Source organism: Rhizobium sp. BG4 (genome assembly GCF_016864575.1).
Taxonomy (GTDB): Bacteria; Pseudomonadota; Alphaproteobacteria; order Rhizobiales; family Rhizobiaceae; genus Rhizobium.
Map to the genome: position 1 here is coordinate 663,727 of NZ_CP044126.1, position 18,359 is coordinate 682,085.

The following is an 18,359-nucleotide window of genomic DNA, read 5'->3' on the forward strand; positions in this document are numbered from 1 at the left end:
TCAGCTCGCCTTCTTGCGGCGGCCGGATGTGCTAGCGGCTGGTTTACCGGATCCCGATTTGCCGCCGATCTTGGCGCTCTGGCGCAGCGCCTCCATGAGATCGACGACCTTGCCCTCCGGCTTTGGCTTGCGCTTCGGCGGCTCGCGACCCTCGATCTTGGCTTTGACGAGTTCGGTCAGCGCCGCCTCGTAGCGGTCCTCGTATTCGGCCGGATTGAAGCTGCCCTTCTTGGTGCCGATGATATGGCCGGCGAGCTCCAGCATTTCCTTGTCGAACTTGATGTCCGGGATGTCCTTGAAGACGGTCTCGGCGGAGCGGACCTCGTAGTCGAAATTCAGCATGGTGGCGATGACGTGATCGTCCTGCGCGCGGATCAGCAATGTCCGGTTACGGCGAAACAGCACCGCCTGGGCAAGTGCCGCGACCTTGTTGTCGCGCATGCTGCGCATGATCAGGCCAAGGGCTTCGGCATCGTGATCTTCAATGGGGGCGAGATAGTAGGGACGGTCGAAATAGAGCTTGTCGATCTCCGCCAGGGGAATGAAGCTCTGGACACCCATCACCTTGTCGCTGTCGGGCATGACGCTGGCGATCTCGTCGCCTTCGATGACGATGTAATCGCCATTGTCCATCCGATAGCCCTTCACCTGATCCTCGCGATCGACGGGCTTTCCGGTTTCGCTATCGACGAACTGCCGCTCAACGCGGTGGCCGGTCTTGCGGTTGATGATGTTGAAGGACAGGCGGTCGGAGGACGAGATGGCGGTGTAGAGACCGACGCCGCAGACAAGGTCGCCAATCTTCAGATGGCCTTTCCAGCTTGCCCGCGCCGCCATGTCACTCTCCTACGCTACAGTTATCCTATCAGAGTCTGCTACCGCTTCTGTCAGTTTCAAGGGGCTGGAACTGCCAACCGCCATCAGGAGCCGGATAAGCGAGCAAAGCATCACCATCGCCGATCTTCTGCCGCGATGCGGCGCTCCTGGCGCGATCGGCGGCTTCCTCCGCCGTCGCATAGGTTTCGGATATCGTATCGCCGAGCTTGTAGGCCCAGCCTTCATCATGCGGCACGATCTGATAGGTAATGTCGACCATCTTTTTCTCCTCTCTTCAGTCGTAGTCGCGTGGAGCGCCTTTACGGCGCTCGTCCAAAGCTATGATCTTCTCGACGGAAGCGATCTCGTCGCTGGTCACCGGCCGGACGGGGTCGGAGGCGATCGCCTCAAGCATCGCGTCGGACAGCCCGCCGTTGCGGATGACCCATTCGAGCGTTTCCCGCGTCTCGCGTTCGGCCTTCAATTGCGCATAGAGCGCGATGATCAGCCGGTCACGCGGATCGAACTTCTGGTTCTTTTCCGAGACCTTACGAACATTCGGCATAGGAAAGCCCTTTCAGAATTGCTCCCGATCAAGCTTTGAAACGTGATGTAAGAGAAATTGTTCCGTCCAGAAATTGCGGAACGATCGGCGGCTTCAACTGTTCTTCCCCTGCAACCTGCGCTTTGCAGAGCGCCAGCCACGTGCGGCTCGCAAAGCGGAGAAATCGAGGAAGGCCGGCGACAGAACCGGGCCGCCCTTGGTGGACCTCCTGTCACCTGAGAAGCCCGCGTCCACCCGGCGCGGGCTTTTTTCGCCAGCCATGCCTCAGGCGGTCATTCCCGCTTCGCGCATGAGGAAATCCAGCAGCCGGTTTTCTTCGGCGCGCAGACCGCGCAGCGGCGACGCCGCTTCGGGCATATCCTCCGGAATTTCGCGGTCGCGATCGGCGAGCGCGATGACGCGCGGATGGATATAGCTGGAGCGCGAGATCGCCGGCGTGTTGTGCAGCACCTCGGCCGAAGCCTCCGCCATCTCCTTCACCGTCGGGCGCCGCCCTTCGAGGATCGCGCTTCGCGCCACGCCGAAACCGGCAAGCGATCCGGCCCAGGTCCGGAACGTCTTGGCAGAGATGGCGATGCCGGAGATCTCGGCGAGATAGCTGTTCAAGCGCCCGGACTCGACGGGTTTCAGCGATCCCGTCTCATCTTTCCAGACGAAAAGCTGCCGGCCCGGCAGGTCGGCGATCTCTTCCAGTATCTTCTGCAGGCGAGGATGCTTGAGGCTTCGCTGCACCCGCTTGCCGCCCTTGGCGCGGAATTTCAGTTCGATCTTGCCGTCGTTGAGCTTGATATGGCGCTTGAGCAGCGTGGTGGCGCCATAGGTGCCGTTCTCCTTGACATAGGCCTGATTGCCGACGCGCAGATGCGCCTCGTCGAGCAGGGTCGTCAGCGCCGCCAGGATACCCCTGATATCGTCGACGCCGGTGTCGAGATCCCTCAGCGCCTGCCGGCGGATTCTCGGCAATGCCTGGCCGAACTCGATCAGCTGATGGAACTTCTCGACGCTGCGAAAGGCGTTCCAATCCTTGTGGTAGCGGTACTGTTTCCGCCCGCGGGCATCGTAGCCGGTCGCCTGCAGGTGACCGTTTTCCTGCAGGCAGATCCACACATCGTCATAGGCGGGCGGCAGGCCGAGCGCGGCGATCCGGTCCTTGAGCTCCGGGTCGGCAACCAGTTTGCCGTCAGGCAGCCGATAGCAGAAGCCCTTGCCCTTCCGGCTGCGGCGAATGCCGGGCTCGGTATCGCTCACATAGATCAGGCCGAGATCGGCAATCGCGTCCGCATTCATCGCGCTATCAGTGGCCCGTCATTTCGGCTTGCGGCCGAAGTTGAACCAGCGGCGGCGCTCGGCCGTGTCTGCCTCTTTCGGCGGCTCCGTCGCGCCCTTTGGCGCGAAGACGGCGACGCTTTCGCGGTAGAGCGTAATCGGGCTATCGACATCGATGATCTCGAAGGCATCGTCCGCGCCGGTTTCGACCAGCCGTTGCCAGTGATCGATGCCGTTCACCTCAGGCAGGCTGATCTCGCAATCGCCACCGGCATTGAACAGCATGAAGAGCCCGTCCATCTTCTCGCTGTCCGGCGTGTGGACGCTGCGGGAAATATAGACGCCAAGGACACGAAGCTCGCCATCGTTCCAGGCGCCGTCATCCATGAAGGTGCCGTCGTGCTTGTACCAGGCGATCTCGATACGGCCGTCCTCGCTGGTCTCGCCCGTCAGGAAACGCTCCTGACGCAGTTCGGGATGCGCCTTCCGGAGCGCGATCATCTTCTGGCAGAAGGTCAGGAATGGATCGTCGAGCCCGCTCCAGTCGATCCAGCCGATCTCGTTGTCCTGGCAATAGGCATTGTTGTTGCCATGCTGGCTGTTGCCGATCTCGTCACCGGCGACGATCATCGGCACGCCCTGCGACAGCATCAGCGTCGCCATCATATTGCGGCGGCGGCGCGCACGGTTGTCGTTGATGCCCTGATCATCCGTCGCACCTTCGGCGCCCATATTATCCGAATGATTGTCGGAATGGCCGTCGTTGTTGTCCTCGCCATTCGCCTCGTTGTGCTTGTCGTTGAAGGACACGGTGTCCATCAGCGTGAAGCCGTCATGGGCGGAGAGCAGGTTGACGGAGGAGGTGGCGCCGCGGTCGGAATGGTTGAACTGGACGGCAGAGCCGGTGATGCGCTGCGACAGGCTCGAGACCAGACCGCCATCGCCCTTCCAGAAGCGGCGCACATCGTCGCGGAACTTGTCGTTCCATTCACGGAACGGATGCGGGAAGCCGCCGACCTGATAGCCGCCCTCGCCGACATCCCAAGGCTCGGCGATCAGCTTGACGCCGGCGAGGATCGGATCCTGGCGGATGGCGCTGAAGAAGATGCCCTGGCGGTCGAACTCCAGATCCTGCCGGCCGAGCGTGCTCGCCAGATCGAAGCGGAAGCCGTCGATATGCATGACGCCCACCCAATAACGCAGGCTGTCGAGCACCATGCGCATGACCATCGGATTGGCGATGTTCAGCGTGTTTCCGGTGCCCGTCGTGTCGAAGGTGTGGCGCGCGTCGTCGGGCGAGAGAATGTAATAGCTCGCATTATCGAGGCCGCGGAAGGAGAGCGTCGGGCCACGCTCGCTGCCTTCGGCGGTATGGTTGTAGACGACGTCCATGATCACTTCGATCCCGGCCGCATGGAACTTGCGCACCATGGTCTTGATCTCGGTGATCTTGTCGCTGGAGAGGTAACGCGACTGCGGGGCGAAGAAGCCGAGCGTTTGATAGCCCCAGTAATTCGTCAGGTTCTTCTCTTCGAGATAGCGATCGTTCGGGAAGAACTGGATCGGCAGCAGCTCGATCGCGGAGACCCCGAGCTTCGTCAGATGCTCGATGATCGGCTCGCTCGCCATGCCGAGGAACGTACCGCGCAAGTGATCCGGCACCTTCGGATGGGTCATCGTCATGCCGCGCACATGCGCTTCATAGACGATCGTCTCCGTCCACGGGCGGCGGATCGCCTGATCGCCGTCCCAATCGAAATCCGGATCCTGCACAACGCCCTTGACCATGAAGGGGGCGCTGTCGCGCTCGTCGAAGGAAAGATCGTCCTTGCCGATCGTGTAGCCGTAGAGCGCGTCGTCCCACTTGAGATCGCCGACCACCTGCTTGGCGTAGGGATCGAGCAGCAGCTTGTTGGGATTGAAGCGATGGCCGTTCCGGGGATCATAGGGGCCGTGGGCGCGGTAGCCGTAAACAGTGCCCGGCCCGACGCCGGCAATATAGCCCGACCAGATATCGCCCTCCCGCTTCGGCAGCGGCAGGCGCGCCTCCTCCCTCTTGCCGTCGGCGGAGAAGAGGCAGAGCTCCATCTGCTCGGCATGGGCGGAATAGACGGCAAAATGCGTCCCGGAGCCTGTATATTCCGCGCCAAGTTCAGGCTTGAGGAAATCGAGTTCCGAGAACGAGTAGCTCATTGTTGTGTCGCCCATCCTTTATATCGCTTCATTAAATGGTTTCGCTGCCATGACAGCAGGCGAGGCGTGCAGGCAGTTCAACCAGCAGGCACAACAAAACACTGCGTCCGGCAACAATGCCCGGCACAGCGATGAGAGTGGCTTGGCTTGAACATGATCGTCCGTCTCGAAGGTACAGGAACGGCGATCGCCTTCCCCCAATCCTCGAAACGTGAAGGGAACCCGAAGGTTCCCTTGTGCAGTGCAAAATATCGGCGAGAGGAAGCGCCGATTAAGGCATCAGCTGGCCGCCATTGACCTCGATGATCTGGCCGGTGATGTAGCCCGACAGCGTCGGCGAGGCCAGGAAGAGATAGGCGCCGACGCAATCTTCCGAGGTGCCGACAAAGCCCATCGGGATCGACTTGCGCTGCAGCTCCATCTGCTCGTCATTCGTATAGCGCTCATGGAAGGGCGTGGCGATGACGCCGGGTGCGACCGCGTTGACGCGGATGCGATCGGGTACGAATTCCTTGGCGTGGCCGCGGGTGATCGTCGAGACGAAGCCCTTGGATGCCGCGTAAAGGATCGCGCCGTTGCCGCCGCCGTTGCGGGCGGCGATCGAGGTGGTGTTGATGATGAAGCCGCCCTGCTTCTTCAGCCAGGGATGGGCGGCGCGCACTGCTGCCAGCACCGAGCGGGCGTTGAGGTTCATCACCTTGTCGTAGTGCTCGTCGGTATATTCCGACGTCGGCTTGCGGCCGAGCATGCCGCCGGCATTGTTGATCAGGCCGTCGAGATGGCCGAAGGTCTTGGCCGTCTCCTCGACAACGCGCTCCGTCTCGCCTTCCCTGGAAACGTCGCCATGTACCAGATGGACCGTAGCACCTGTCGCGCGGATTTCTTCGGCGAGCTTTTCGGCCGGCTCGCGGCTGGCATTGTAGTGGATGCCGACTTTCATGCCCTGTGCGGCGAAAGCGCGGGCAAGGGCGGCGCCGATGCCTGTCGATGCGCCGGTGATGAGCACGGCCTTGCCGGCCAGATCCGGCAGCTTGATGGACGCGAGTGATTGAGCAAGATCAGCCATGGCTGCAAAGCCTCCCTAAAACAATTGCATGGTAATGATATGCGGGAGTCTTAGCAGGCCGTGTCCGCCAACTGCAATGCCGGACACGGGAATTTGTATCGGGTCAGACGCGCTCGAGCGCCACGGCGATCCCCTGGCCTACGCCGATGCACATGGTCGAGAGCGAATAGCGGCCGCCGGTTTCGGCAAGTTCGAGTGCCGCCGTGCCGGTGATACGGGCGCCCGACATGCCGAGCGGATGGCCGAGCGCGATGGCGCCGCCATTGCGGTTCACACGGCCGTCGTCATCGGCAATCCCGAGCTCGCGCAATACCGCCAGCCCCTGCGAGGCGAAGGCCTCGTTGAGCTCGATGACGTCGAACTGCTCCTGCTTCATGCCGAGGCGCGCCATCAGCCTGCGCGATGCCGGGACCGGACCGATACCCATGATACGCGGCGGAACACCGCCAGCCGCACCGCCGAGAATGCGGGCGATCGGCCTGAGACCATGTTTCTTCGCCGCCGCTTCCGAGGCGATGATCAGCGCCGCAGCGCCGTCGTTCACGCCCGATGCGTTGCCGGCGGTGACAGTCCCGCCCTCCTTCTTGAAGGGCGTTCCGAGCTTGGCAAGCGCCTCCATCGAGGTCGCGCGCGGATGCTCGTCCCTGTCGACGACGATGGGATCGCCCTTGCGCTGCGGGATGGTAACGGCAGTGATCTCCTTGCCGAGCCGGCCGCTTGCCTGGGAGGCTGCGGCCTTCGCCTGCGAACGAACGGCGAAGGCGTCCTGATCCTCACGGCTCACCTTGTAATCCTCGGCGACATTCTCGCCGGTCTCCGGCATGGAATCGACGCCATATTGCTTCTTCATCACCGGATTGACGAAGCGCCAGCCGATCGTCGTATCGTAGATTTCGGCATTGCGCGAAAAGGCCGTATCGGCCTTCGGCATGACGAAAGGCGCGCGCGACATGCTTTCGACGCCGCCGGCAATCATCAGCTCCGCCTCGCCCGCGCGGATCGCCCGCGCCGCGGTGATGACGGCGTCCATGCCGGAGCCGCAGAGACGGTTGATCGTGGTGCCGGAGACGCCAAGCGGCAGACCGGCGAGCAGCAGGGACATGCGGGCGACGTTGCGATTGTCCTCGCCTGCCTGGTTGGCGCAGCCGAAGACGACGTCATCGACCGCATCCCAATCGACGGAAGCGTTCCGCTCCATCAGTGCCTTCAGCGGCACGGCGCCGAGATCGTCGGCGCGGACGGACGAAAGCGAGCCGCCGAAGCGGCCGATCGGCGTGCGGATGTAATCGCAGATGAAAGCTTCAGCCATCGGTGAACTCCTTACAGCTCGGGCACGGCGAGATCGGCAACCGGGCCTTCGATATGCAGTTTTGCGCCGGTCATTGCCTGCAATTCCTCGGCCGTCATGGCGGCAAGCTTCTCGCGCAGCACGAAGCGGCCCTTGACGATGTCGATCACGGCGTGGCTCGTATAGACGCGAGTGATGCAGCCGACGCCGGTCAGCGGAAAGGTGCATTTCTCGACCAGCTTCGGCTCGCCGTTCTTGGTCACATGCTCGGTGATGACGCAGACCTGCTTGGCGCCGTGGACAAGGTCCATCGCCCCGCCGACGGCCGGCACTCCCTTCGAGCCGACCCGCCAGTTGGCAAGATCGCCGTTCTCGGACACTTGATAGGCGCCGAGGATGGCGATATCCAGATGACCGCCGCGCACCATGGCGAAGCTGTCGTCATGGTGGAAGAAGGCGGCGCCCGGCTTCAGCGTCACTGCCCGCTTGCCGGCGTTGATCAGATCCCAATCCTCTTCACCGGCGGGCGGCGCCTCGCCGAAATTCAGGATGCCGTTTTCGGTATGAAAGATCGCCTCGCGCCCCTCGGGTTGGTAGCGAGCGACCATTTCGGGGAAGCCGATGCCGAGGTTCACATAGGCACCGTCAGTAATGTCCTGGGCGGCGCGCCAGGCAATCTGGGCGTTGGAAAGCTTGATGTCTTCGCGCGTATCGAATGTCATACGTAGGCCACCCCGGCTCGAATGAGCTCTTCTTCCTGTTGCGGATTGGCGATCTCGACGACGCCATCGACGAAGATCCCTGGCGTCACCACCTGTTCCGGATCGATGCCGCCGGCGGGCACCAGCTTCGAGACCTGGGCCACCGTCCTTGCCGCCGCCATGCACATCAGCGGGTTAAAGTTGCGGCCAGCCTTGTTGTAGGTGAGGTTGCCATGAGTATCGCCGAGCTGCGCCTTGACGATCGCGAAATCGGCCTTCAGCCAGCGCTCCTGCACATATTGCCTGCCATCGAACTCGGCGACCGGCTTGCCCTCGGCAAGCTCGGTTCCGTAGGTCGTCGGCGTATAGAAGGCCGGGATCCCGGCGCCGCCAGCGCGGATGCGCTCGGCAAGCGTGCCCTGCGGCACCAGCTCGAGCTCGATCTCGCCCGCCAGATACTTGTCGGTGAAAGCCCGCGGATCGGACGAGCGCGGGAAGGAGCAGATCATCTTCCTGACCATCCCGGCATCGATCATCGCCGCAATACCGATCCGGCCGTTGCCGGCATTGTTGTTGATGACGGTAAGGTTCTTCGGCCCCTTGTCGATCAGCGCATGAATGAGCTCGATCGGAGCACCCGATCCGCCGAACCCGCCAATCATCACGACGGCGCCATCACCAATATCGGATACGGCGTCGGCCGCGCTCCGGATCGTCTTGTCCATGCCGGATATCTCCTCGCCTGGTATCGCGGGGATCTCCCGCCTCAGGCGGAATGGATAAGTCCGCAACGGCGGGGCAGGCAAGCAAATTGTGCGTTATTTGACATTTGTTCGCATATCGCACATCGTATTCTTTGAGAACAAACGAGGTATGGCATGCGCGAAACGGACTTCGTCAGCGGGTTTGCGAGGGGGCTGAAGGTCATTGAGGCCTTTGGCGAGATGCATCAGCGTCTCTCGATTACCGATGCTGCCAAGCTGACCGGGCTCGACCGTGCAACGGTGCGGCGGTCGCTGCTGACGCTTTCGGAGCTTGGCTATGCCGATTACGACGGCAAGTTCTTTACGCTGACGCCGAAGGTGCTGCGGCTGGGGCATGCGTATCTCTCGGCCACGCCGCTGCCCGCCATCCTGCAGCCGCATCTCGATCTGCTGTCGGAAAAGGCAGGGCAGAGCGCCTCCGCCTCCGTGCTCGACGGCACTGAAATCCTCTATATCGCCCGGGCCTCGCAGAGGCGGGTGATGTCGATCAACCTGACACCGGGAAGCCGCCTTCCCGCCTATTGCGCTTCGATGGGCCGGGTTCTGCTGGCTGCACTCCCCGAAGCCGAGGCGCGCGCCATTCTTGCCCGCAGCGATCTCAAGGCCAACACGCCGCGCACGCTCACCGACCCGGGGAAACTGATCGCCGAATTCCAGCGCGTCCGCGCCCAGGGCTATGCGGTCATCGATCAGGAACTCGAACTCGGCCTCTGCTCCATCGCGATCCCCGTCAAGAACGACCGCGGCCAGTTGATCTGCGCGCTGAATATCGGCGCCCCGGCGGCGCATGCTTCGGCTGACGAAATGGTGACGCGCTATCTGCCGCTGATGAAGGAAACGCAGGCCGCGCTCCGCCTCGTTCTGCGCTGATCACATCCCGAGCTTCGCCCGCTCCGCCAGCCGCCAGGCGCGCGGTGTCTGGCCCGTCTGCTTCACGAAAAAGCGGGAGAAATAAGCGGGATCGGCGAAGCCGAGGCGATAGCTGATTTCCTGGGCGCTGCCGAGGGTGAAGACCAGTTCGCGCTTGGCTTCGTCGGCAAGCCGCTGGGCGATCATCTCGTGCGTGCCGAGGCCGGTCGCCGCCTTGACGATGCGGTTGAGATGGGTCGCGGAGATGCCGAGTTCGGCGGCGTAGAAGGCGGCCGGTTTGTGGGTGCGCAGATGCTGCTGGATCAGTCCGTTCAGCCGCTCCATGCGCCGGCCGTTCTCGTCGGAGCTCTCACCCGCAGCGCTTCCGGAAAGCCGCGTCGTCAGCTGCAGGGCAATCGTCACATAGGCTTCGAGCAGATCGGTGCGACCGCTGCTGCGAGCGGCGAACTCCGCGCCGAGGCGCAACAGGGTCTGCCCGGCATAGGCGGCGTCGGGATTATTCCTGTCGAGCACGGTCAGACGCGGGTGGGCGAGCCATTCGCCAAGTGGGCTGCGGCCGCCCGGCAGCGCCTTCAGATGCGAGGCAAGCACGGTGATGACGAAGCCATCGATATCCCTGGAAAACCGGAAACCGTGGTTGAGACCGGGCGGCACGGTGATCACGGTATTGGGCACGATCTGGTGGCGCTCAGCGCCGAAGATCGCATCGCCCGATCCGGCGCTGATGTACAAGATCTGGAAAAAGCTCTCGTGGCGGTGCAGCTTGATTTCCCAGTGATGCAGGCTGCTGCGCGATGGAATTGTTTCGCAATGCAGCCAGAAATCCAGCTTCTCTCCGGCATTCTCGCCATAGAGCTCATAAGTCGGGACGAATTTCGCCATTCCGGACGCCTCCTCGCATGTTCGATTAGTGCAATTTCTGGCGTGAAATGTCCATTGCTGCAGACCTCCCCTCCGCAGAATTGCGCCAAGAGGACGCCAGGAGGAACCATGCGCACCAAAGTCGCCATCATCGGCTCAGGCCCGTCGGGCCTGTTGCTCGGCCAGTTGCTGACGGAAGCCGGGATCGACAACGTCATCCTCGATCGCGTCGGCAAGGATTACATTCTCGGCCGCGTGCGCGCCGGTGTGCTGGAAGAAGGCACGGTCGGCCTGATGGATCAGGCGAAGTCAGGCGCGCGCATGCATGCCGAGGGGCTGCCGCATGACGGCTTTTCGCTCGCGTTCGACGGCCGCGATCACCGCATCGATCTACACGGCCTCACCGGCGGCAAGCGGGTCATGGTCTATGGCCAGACCGAGCTGACACGCGACCTGATGGAGCATCGCGAAGCAAGTGGTGCAGCGACGATCTATGACGCGGCCAATGTCACTCCGCATGATTTCGATGGTGAAACGCCCTACCTGACATACGAGAAGGATGGCATCACCCATCGCATCGATTGCGATTTCATCGCTGGCTGCGACGGCTTTCATGGCGCCAGCCGCAAGGCGGTGCCTGCATCGGCGATCCGCACCTTCGAGAAGGTCTATCCCTTCGGTTGGCTCGGCATTCTCGCCGATGTCGCCCCCGTCAGCCACGAGCTGATCTATGCCAATCATCCGCGCGGCTTCGCGCTCTGTTCGATGCGCTCGGAAAGCCGCAGCCGCTATTACATCCAGTGTCCGCTCGACGAAAAGATCGAGGACTGGAGCGACGAGCGCTTCTGGGACGAGCTGCGCCGCCGCCTGCCCGCCCATCACGCCGAGGCGCTGCAGACCGCGCCGTCCTTCGAAAAATCGATCGCGCCGCTGCGCTCTTTCGTCGCCGAGCCGATGCGGTTCGGACGCCTGTTCCTGGTCGGCGATGCCGCCCATATCGTGCCGCCGACGGGCGCGAAGGGGCTGAACCTTGCGGCGAGCGATGTGCATTACCTGTTCGGCGGCCTCGCGGAATATTATGACGAACGCTCCGGCGCCGGGATCGATGCCTATTCCGGCCGGGCTCTATCGCGGGTCTGGAAGGCCGTCCGCTTTTCCTGGTGGATGACGACTATGCTGCACCGCTTCCCGGATACCGGCGATTTCGGCCAGAAGATCCAGGAGGCCGAGCTCGATTATCTCACCCATTCGACCGCTGCCGCTACGGCGCTCGCCGAAAACTATGTGGGCCTCCCCTACTAGCCTGATGCCTTCCGCAATCCACGGAAGGCCGCTTGGAAGCGGCGGCGTCTCATGCGTTCCCGCCGCCGCTTCACCGCAACAGGCAACGCGCCGATGAATATGCTCGACAACTGAAATACGATGTCCGATCCTGTAGCCGTTGGGCTTTGGACACCGGTCAGCGAGCGGGGCAGATCGTGGAGACGCGGGAACAGGAAATTTCGACGGCGCGCAAGAACGCCTATCTGGTCGGTCTGGTGACGCTGATCATGCTGGCCGGCCTGCCGCTTGCGGCCTGGCTCGATGTCAGCACCCTGTCGCGCGATGCCGTCCATCGTCAGGCGCAGGACATGAGCTCGCTGATCACCAGCATCCGGTCCTACTATGCCACCAATGTCGTCGGCCGGATTCTGGCAGCCCACACGGCCGGACAGGAAGAGCGAACCGCCGTATCGCACAACTATGCGAATATTCCGGGCGCCGTGCCGATCCCGGCGACGCTGTCGCTGGAGCTCGGCGATGTCATCAAGGAACAGCAGGCGAATATCACCTATCGCTTCGTCTCCGACCTTCCCTTCAAGAACCGGGCGTCGCACGATCTCGACAAGTTCGAGAGCGATGCGCTGACCGCCCTCAGGAGCAATCCGAAACAGACGCTGACGGAAAACAAGCGCTCCGGCTTCACCAATGTCTTCCGGCTGGTGACGCCGGTGCTGATGGGGCCGCCTTGTGTGGCCTGCCACAACACGCACCCTGAAAGCCCGAAGACCGACTGGAAGGTCGGCGATGTCCGCGGCATTCAGGAGGTGATCATCCGCCAGCCCTTTGCGGCCAACATCTTCGCCTTCAAGTATCTGCTTGCCTATTTCATCTGCGTCGCGGTGCTCGGCGCCTCCTTCATCGTCATGCAGCGCCGCCAGGCTTCGCTGCTCCATGCTTTCAACCACGACCTCGAATCCACCAATGAGTTCCTCGCCAGCATCTCGTTGAAGATCTCGCGCTATCTCTCGCCGCAGATCTACAAGAGCATTTTCAGCGGCCAGCGCGACGTCGTCATCCAGACCGAGCGCAAACGGCTGACGATCTTCTTCTCCGATATCAAGGACTTTACCGCCACGACCGAGCGGCTGCAGCCGGAAGCGCTGACGGAGATGCTGAACGAGTATCTGACGGAAATGTCGAAGATCGCGCTGAAACATGGCGGCACGGTCGACAAGTTCATCGGCGACGCGATCCTCGTCTTCTTCGGCGATCCCGAGACCAAGGGCGCGGTGGAGGATGCCAAGGCCTGCCTGCGCATGGCGGTCGACATGCAGCAGCGCCTCGGCGAACTGAAGGCGAAATGGCGCCGTGATGGCACGGCCGAGCCCTTTATCGTGCGCATGGGCATCAATAGCGGCTACTGCAATGTCGGCAATTTCGGCAGCACCGACCGTATGGACTATACGATCATCGGCGCCGAGGCCAATCTAGCGGCGCGGCTGCAATCGATCGCCGAAGGCGGCAAGATCGTCATGAGCTATGAAACCTATGCACTGGTCGAGGACATCGTCGAGGCGGTGCCGCTGACGCCGATCACCATGAAGGGTATTCAGCGCGATATCGTGCCCTACGAGGTGCAGGCCTGCTTGTCGGCGGCGACGGCCATACGCGGGTGATGAGCGAGCATTTTGCTGGTCTCGACCTGCATCTCAACATGTCGCAGCTGGAACCGGCCGAAAGGAACAAGGTCAAGGCGGCGCTGATGGAGGCATTGGCCGCGGTGGAAACGCCTGCCGAGAAACCAGCCTAGGATTTCGGCGCACGGGCAGCGATCGCCTGGATGACAGCGGCCATATCGAGGGTGCCGAGGCCCATCTCCACGGCTTCCGCATAGAGATCGCCGCAGACGTCGAGCAGCGGCACCGGCGTGCGGCTCGCGCGGGCGGCATCGACGACCAGCCGGTTGTTTTTCAGCACGTCGGCGATCGCCGCCTGCGGCGCGAAATCCTGATCGGCGAGCTTGCCGGTCTTGATCCTCGATATGCCGCTCGCCATCTGGCCGCCATCGGCGATCCGCTTGAAGAGCTGCATGTCGAGCCCCTGGCTGGCGGCGAAATTGGCGGCTTCCGCCAGTCCCGTCACCGTCGAGATCAGGAAGATGTTGACGGCGAGCTTCATCAGCAGCGCATTCGGCACCGGACCGCAGGCGATCACATCGCGGCACATCGGCGAGAGCAGCGGCCGGATGCGCTCGACGGCATCATTCTCCCCGGCAAGCATCGCAACGAGTTCGCCGGCCTCGGCTGGCATGCGCGATCCGGAGACTGGCGCCTCGACGTAGAATCCGCCCGCGGCGAGGATATCGCTTTCCAGAGCCTTGGAAAATTCAGGCGCGGTCGTGCCCATATGGATCAGCGTGCGGCCACGCACACGTTTGGCAAAGAGAGCGGAGCCGCGGCCGAGCACGTCGTCGATCGCCGCCTGCGTCGCCAGCATCAGGATGATCGCATCGGCCTGGGTGAAGACCTCGCCGGCGCTCGCGGCAACCTCAGCCCCCGCCGCACGTAGCGGCTCGGCCTTGTCCGCCGAGCGGTTCCAGACGGTGAGCGGCTGGCCCGAACGCAGCAGATTGAGTGCCATCGGCGTTCCCATGATCCCGAGCCCGATGAACCCTATCCGCATGGCTTGTCCTCCCATTCGAGAGGACTATGCGCGGGTGCGGGCCTGGCTGTCTTGAACGTTAGTGCCGGGTCGACGAAGGCTGGCGAAAATAAAGACGTGTAGCGTCATTGAAATCACAACTTTAGACCACAATTCAGCGGTAAAAAATACAGCAACCAGTTGTTTAGGACCGGTGCGCATAATACTCATCATCATTACATAGCCCTTGCGGTGCTTCGTTAGACAGTGGCCATGACAGTCGTTTTCAAGCGGATCAATAAAGATCAGGCGCTTCTCGGCGCCGCCATCATCGTCGAAGCCTATAGCGCCGAACCCTGGCACGAACATTGGTCGATCGAGCGGGCGACTGCCCGCATGGTCGAGCTGTCGACGACGCCGGGCTGGATGGGCGTCGGCGCGCTGGATGGCGACGATCTGCACGGCTTCGCCATCGGCTATCCGCACACGGCGGCCACCGGCTGCATGCTCTACATTCCCGAAATCGCCGTCATGCCCGCTCACCAGGGCAAGGGCATCGGCACCACGCTGTTGAAGCTTCTCGAACAGGAAGCCTTGGCCAGCGGCTTCTCCAGCACCTGGCTCTTGTCACAGAACGAGGGCGTCGCCGCGGACTATTACCGGTCCGCGAGCTACAAGCAGTCTCCCAATCACCGCATCTACTCGAAGCCGCTGAAGTAGGCGCGTTTCCGCGCAGCAGACCTGATCTGGCGTCAGCGGCCGCTATCTGGGCGCACGAAAGCCGCGGGCAACCCGATCATCGCCCGCGCTTCAAGATCCCAGAATTCAATCAGTCGATATCAGCCGTCGTAATGGCCGGCAGCAACGGAATCGGCGGATTTCACGGCGACTGCCAGATTGACGCCCTTGGTAATGACGCTGCCCCGCGCCGCAAGTGCCGCCGCCTCCGCCAGCGCGCCCGCCTTCGGTACGCTGAGCGGCGTCACCGTCCCGCGGCCGAGATCCGCCACCCAAAGCCCTTTTTCACCTTCAACACTGATCACAACAACCTTAGTCATGCTGCAATTCCCTCTTCCAGAGTTGATGTTAAAAGCCTGCCTTCTTCAGTCCTTCGCGATAAAGGTCTTTATGCCACTGTTCCTTGCTCGGAACGGCGGACAACCATTTATCGACATCGAAGTTCGGATTGGCCTCGCGGACACGGCGAACGAGGACACGCGCCTTGTCCTTGTTGCCGAGCATCGCCCAGCTGGCGGCCGCAAGCCTGTCTGCCAGGCTCGGATCGCTCATCTGGCTGATATAGTCCAGTGAAGCCGAGAATTCGCCCAGCGCATAGTTGGCGCCGGCCGCAGTCCAGAGATAGGGATCCGGGCTCAGCGGATTGAGCTCGATCGCCCGCTCGATCTTCTGCAGCGCCATGCCCGGACGAGAGCAATGAACCAGCGTATCGGCATGGTCGGCGATGACGTCGGCATAGTGCGGCGAGAGCGTCTCGGCCACTTCCATCGCCTCGGCGCTTTCGTCGAAAGCGCCCTGCAGCAGCTTGGCGACGCCGAATTCGCGGTAGCCGTCGGCCAGATCGTTGCGGGCCTCGATCGATTTCGTGGCGAATTCCTCGGCCGATTTCAGCAGTTCCATGTCGCCGCGAGCGGTCAGCAGCCATTCCTTCGAATAGGTGCGCGCCGTCGAGCTCAGCGCCGGAGCAAAATCCGGCGTCGCCTTCAGCGCAGCGCGCATCTCCTTGCGGGCACGGCGCAGGTTCGGCAGCGTCAGCCGACCGAGATATTGCTTGCCGACCAGATATTGGTGATAGGCGGCCGGATTGAGCTCCAGGTAGGAGCGCGTCGCCTCGTGTCGCTCGATCTCGCTCGAGACCGACAGCGCGACGCGGCGCGAGATCACCCGGCGGTCGCGCAGCAGATCAGCCTGGCTGAGGCTGAACCGCTCGGCCCAGACGATCTGGTTATCGTCGAAGAAGATCAGCTGGGCGAACAGCTTGACCTCGTCGAAACCGGTGATCTGCGTATCCAGCACGTAATTGACCGAGTGACGCTCGAAGAAGGCCGACTGGTCCTCGTTCTGATGGCCGATCTGCACGGCCGAATGCGGGGCGATCACCTGCAGGCTGTTAAAGGCGCAGAAGCCGATGGTGATGTCCTCGATCAGCGAGGCGGCGATCAGGATCGATTGCGGATTGCTGGAAAGATTGCGAGGCGGCAGCAGCACGAGACGCGGAATGGCCGGCCGGCCGATCTTGTTGAGCGGCAGCGCATCGATGCCGTCATTGGCCGCCACCGGGCGCGCTTCGACCTTGTGCTGGCCGTTCGTACCGTTCGGCGCCACGGCTTCGAGGCCGCGCGAGATCGAGCTTTTGCGCCGCTCGATATAATCCCGGATATAATCAACCTCCTCCTGCGCATCGAAGATTTCGAGCAGCAGGCGAAGAATGTCGGAATCCTTCGGTTCATCGCGAAAGACGAGGAGACCGGCCTTGCGCAGGATTTCCCAATCCTCGGTCGACTCGACCGGCAGCGAAACCGCTTTCAGCGCATCCTGGAGCAGGCCGGAATGGCGGTAGATCTGATCCTTCTGCCAGGTCTCGAACACGCCGCTCTGGCAATTCACCTGACCGAGAAAGGGATGGCTCATCGCCTTGGTCAGTTTCGCAAGCCGTGGCATCGCATCGCCGGGAAGCGGCAGATCGGTGAAGTCGGCCGTCAGCGAAGCCGGGTCGAGCGAGACGGCGGTATCGGTGAAGATCAGGAACTGGGCGCCGAGCTGGTCCTGGCGCGCCTTGATGCGCGAGATCGTCTTGCGCAGGTTGGAAAGCGAGACGGCCTTGTCCTCGTTGCCCACAGGAAATCGGCGGCCATGGTGCGGTGTGCGGCGTTCTTATCGAGCGTCAGCAGGTAGGCGATCAGGAGCAGGCCTTTTTCCGGGAAAGCGATATCGTTGCCTTCCGCGTCGGCAAGCCGCAAGCGTCCGAACGTTTCGACGATAAAAGCCATTTTAACCTATGAGTTGCGCGCCGCCCCGAGTCGCATCTCTCATGCGAGACAATTATGCAACCAAAATACGAATAACGCTCAGCAAAGCAAGCGCTTGCCAAGCGGTCAGGAGATATGAGTTTGGCTTAATATGCGCGCGAATTCAACTGTTGTGCAGCGCACACATGACGATTACTCAGCCGCGAGTTGGTGAAATGGCCGGGCGCGACCCGCATGAGGCGCATGCCCGGCCTAAACGGGCTACTTCTTAACCGGGTAACCGGCGGCTGCGAGGATCAGGTTGGCAACCTCGCGCGGGTGCGAAACCAGCGACACATGGCTCGAATTCAGCTCCACCGTGGTGGCGTTCATGCGCTTGGCAAGGAAGCGCTCGAGGTCCGGATTGGTGGTGCGGTCATTCTTGGAAACGGCATACCAGCTCGGCTTGGTCTTCCAGGCAGCCTGCGTCGTCTTCGCGGTAAAGAGCGTATCGGAGATCGGGCCCTGTACGGCATAGAGCGCCAGCGCGTCCTTGTGGCTCAGGTCACCGGCGAAGTCATGCACGAAGGCATCTTCGCTGAGCTGGGCGAACCCGCCGTTATGAACCAGCCCCTTGCTTGCCGGGGGAGCCGGGAACTTGGCAGCAAGTGCCGGATAGTCCTCGCCGGCATCCGGCGCGCGGGCGGCCAGATAGACCAGTGCCGAAACCTTCGGGTCGACGCCGGTCTCGCTGACCACCATGCCGGCATAGGAATGGCCGACGAGCACGGTCGGGCCGTCTTGCAGGGCGAGAGCCCGCTTGGTCGCGGCGACGTCGTCGGCGAAAGAGGTAAGCGGGTTCTGGACCGAGGTGACATGCAGCCCGGCCTTCTGCAGCAGCGGGATGACCTTCGACCAGCTGGAGCCGTCGGCATAGGCTCCGTGGACGAGGACGACGTTGCGCGCCTTGACCGGCGCCTGATTGGCAGCAGAGGAGGCACCGGCAAAAGAGACTGCGGCGATGAATGTTGCCGCGGCAAAGGCGGCCTTCTGGAAGATGTTCATGATCTGACGTCCGTATCGTTTTCGTGATGAAGCAC

Annotated in this window: 16 protein-coding genes and 2 pseudogenes; 4 read left to right on the forward strand and 14 right to left on the reverse strand. The window is 62.3% G+C overall.

Annotation, left to right across the window (positions count from 1 at the left end):
- From F2982_RS23205 to F2982_RS23245, 9 genes are all read right to left on the reverse strand, one after another.
- Positions 1 to 837, reverse strand: coding sequence for a Ku protein (locus F2982_RS23205; RefSeq protein WP_203431053.1), 837 nt, complete (start codon positions 835 to 837; stop codon positions 1 to 3).
- 28 nt (positions 838 to 865) lie between these two features.
- Complete coding sequence (locus F2982_RS23210; RefSeq protein WP_112712249.1) at positions 866 to 1,096, reverse strand: DUF2188 domain-containing protein; 231 nt, start codon at positions 1,094 to 1,096, stop codon at positions 866 to 868.
- A 15-nt stretch (positions 1,097 to 1,111) separates the two neighbouring features.
- Positions 1,112 to 1,381, reverse strand: coding sequence for a hypothetical protein (locus tag F2982_RS23215; RefSeq protein WP_203431054.1), 270 nt, complete (start codon positions 1,379 to 1,381; stop codon positions 1,112 to 1,114).
- Between the two features lie 264 nt (positions 1,382 to 1,645).
- Complete coding sequence (locus tag F2982_RS23220; protein WP_203431055.1) at positions 1,646 to 2,668, reverse strand: DNA topoisomerase IB; 1,023 nt, start codon at positions 2,666 to 2,668, stop codon at positions 1,646 to 1,648.
- Positions 2,669 to 2,686: 18 nt separating this feature from the next.
- On the reverse strand, positions 2,687 to 4,840 hold the full coding sequence (gene glgX, locus F2982_RS23225; RefSeq protein WP_203431156.1) for a glycogen debranching protein GlgX: 2,154 nt from the start codon (positions 4,838 to 4,840) through the stop codon (positions 2,687 to 2,689).
- A gap of 271 nt (positions 4,841 to 5,111) precedes the next feature.
- On the reverse strand, positions 5,112 to 5,906 hold the full coding sequence (locus tag F2982_RS23230) for an SDR family oxidoreductase (protein ID WP_130283593.1): 795 nt from the start codon (positions 5,904 to 5,906) through the stop codon (positions 5,112 to 5,114).
- 103 nt (positions 5,907 to 6,009) lie between these two features.
- A complete protein-coding gene (pcaF, locus tag F2982_RS23235) occupies positions 6,010 to 7,215 on the reverse strand; it encodes a 3-oxoadipyl-CoA thiolase (RefSeq protein WP_203431056.1) in 1,206 nt (401 codons plus the stop codon).
- A gap of 11 nt (positions 7,216 to 7,226) precedes the next feature.
- The gene (locus tag F2982_RS23240; RefSeq protein ID WP_203431057.1) at positions 7,227 to 7,916 is read right to left on the reverse strand and encodes a CoA transferase subunit B; all 690 of its coding nucleotides are present in this window, start codon (positions 7,914 to 7,916) and stop codon (positions 7,227 to 7,229) included.
- Positions 7,913 to 8,620 (reverse strand): 3-oxoacid CoA-transferase subunit A, encoded by a 708-nt coding sequence (locus F2982_RS23245; protein ID WP_203431058.1) that lies wholly within the window; start codon positions 8,618 to 8,620, stop codon positions 7,913 to 7,915. Before F2982_RS23245 ends, F2982_RS23240 begins: the two co-directional genes overlap by 4 nt.
- Positions 8,621 to 8,773: 153 nt before the next feature.
- Here F2982_RS23245 and F2982_RS23250 point away from each other — a divergent pair, with 153 nt between their 5' ends.
- The gene (locus F2982_RS23250) at positions 8,774 to 9,529 is read left to right on the forward strand and encodes an IclR family transcriptional regulator (RefSeq protein ID WP_203431059.1); all 756 of its coding nucleotides are present in this window, start codon (positions 8,774 to 8,776) and stop codon (positions 9,527 to 9,529) included.
- Here F2982_RS23250 and F2982_RS23255 read toward each other — a convergent pair whose 3' ends face one another.
- On the reverse strand, positions 9,530 to 10,411 hold the full coding sequence (locus F2982_RS23255; protein WP_203431060.1) for a helix-turn-helix domain-containing protein: 882 nt from the start codon (positions 10,409 to 10,411) through the stop codon (positions 9,530 to 9,532).
- Between the two features lie 108 nt (positions 10,412 to 10,519).
- Between F2982_RS23255 and pobA the strand changes: the two genes are divergently transcribed.
- Positions 10,520 to 11,692: a 4-hydroxybenzoate 3-monooxygenase gene (gene pobA / locus F2982_RS23260; RefSeq protein ID WP_203431061.1), complete on the forward strand. Its 1,173-nt coding sequence runs from the start codon at positions 10,520 to 10,522 to the stop codon at positions 11,690 to 11,692.
- 248 nt (positions 11,693 to 11,940) lie between these two features.
- Positions 11,941 to 13,463 (forward strand): annotated as a pseudogene (locus F2982_RS23265) (adenylate/guanylate cyclase domain-containing protein).
- Here the strand turns inward: F2982_RS23265 and F2982_RS23270 are convergent.
- The gene (locus F2982_RS23270) at positions 13,460 to 14,335 is read right to left on the reverse strand and encodes an NAD(P)-dependent oxidoreductase (RefSeq protein WP_203431062.1); all 876 of its coding nucleotides are present in this window, start codon (positions 14,333 to 14,335) and stop codon (positions 13,460 to 13,462) included. The pseudogene F2982_RS23265 and the gene F2982_RS23270 overlap by 4 nt on opposite strands.
- Before the next feature lie 231 nt (positions 14,336 to 14,566).
- On the opposite strand from F2982_RS23270, the gene F2982_RS23275 reads away from it, so the two are divergent.
- Positions 14,567 to 15,013 (forward strand): GNAT family N-acetyltransferase, encoded by a 447-nt coding sequence (locus F2982_RS23275; RefSeq protein WP_130283577.1) that lies wholly within the window; start codon positions 14,567 to 14,569, stop codon positions 15,011 to 15,013.
- Positions 15,014 to 15,132: 119 nt separating this feature from the next.
- On the opposite strand, the gene F2982_RS23280 is transcribed toward F2982_RS23275, so the two are convergent.
- The 3 genes and pseudogenes from F2982_RS23280 to F2982_RS23290 all read right to left on the reverse strand — a co-directional run bounded on the left by F2982_RS23280 (position 15,133) and on the right by F2982_RS23290 (position 18,324).
- Positions 15,133 to 15,351, reverse strand: coding sequence for a hypothetical protein (locus F2982_RS23280; RefSeq protein ID WP_112712271.1), 219 nt, complete (start codon positions 15,349 to 15,351; stop codon positions 15,133 to 15,135).
- Between the two features lie 28 nt (positions 15,352 to 15,379).
- Positions 15,380 to 17,301: pseudogene (locus F2982_RS23285) on the reverse strand (hypothetical protein).
- Between the two features lie 240 nt (positions 17,302 to 17,541).
- Positions 17,542 to 18,324, reverse strand: coding sequence for an alpha/beta hydrolase (locus F2982_RS23290; RefSeq protein ID WP_203431063.1), 783 nt, complete (start codon positions 18,322 to 18,324; stop codon positions 17,542 to 17,544).
- Positions 18,325 to 18,359: the final 35 nt, after the last annotated feature.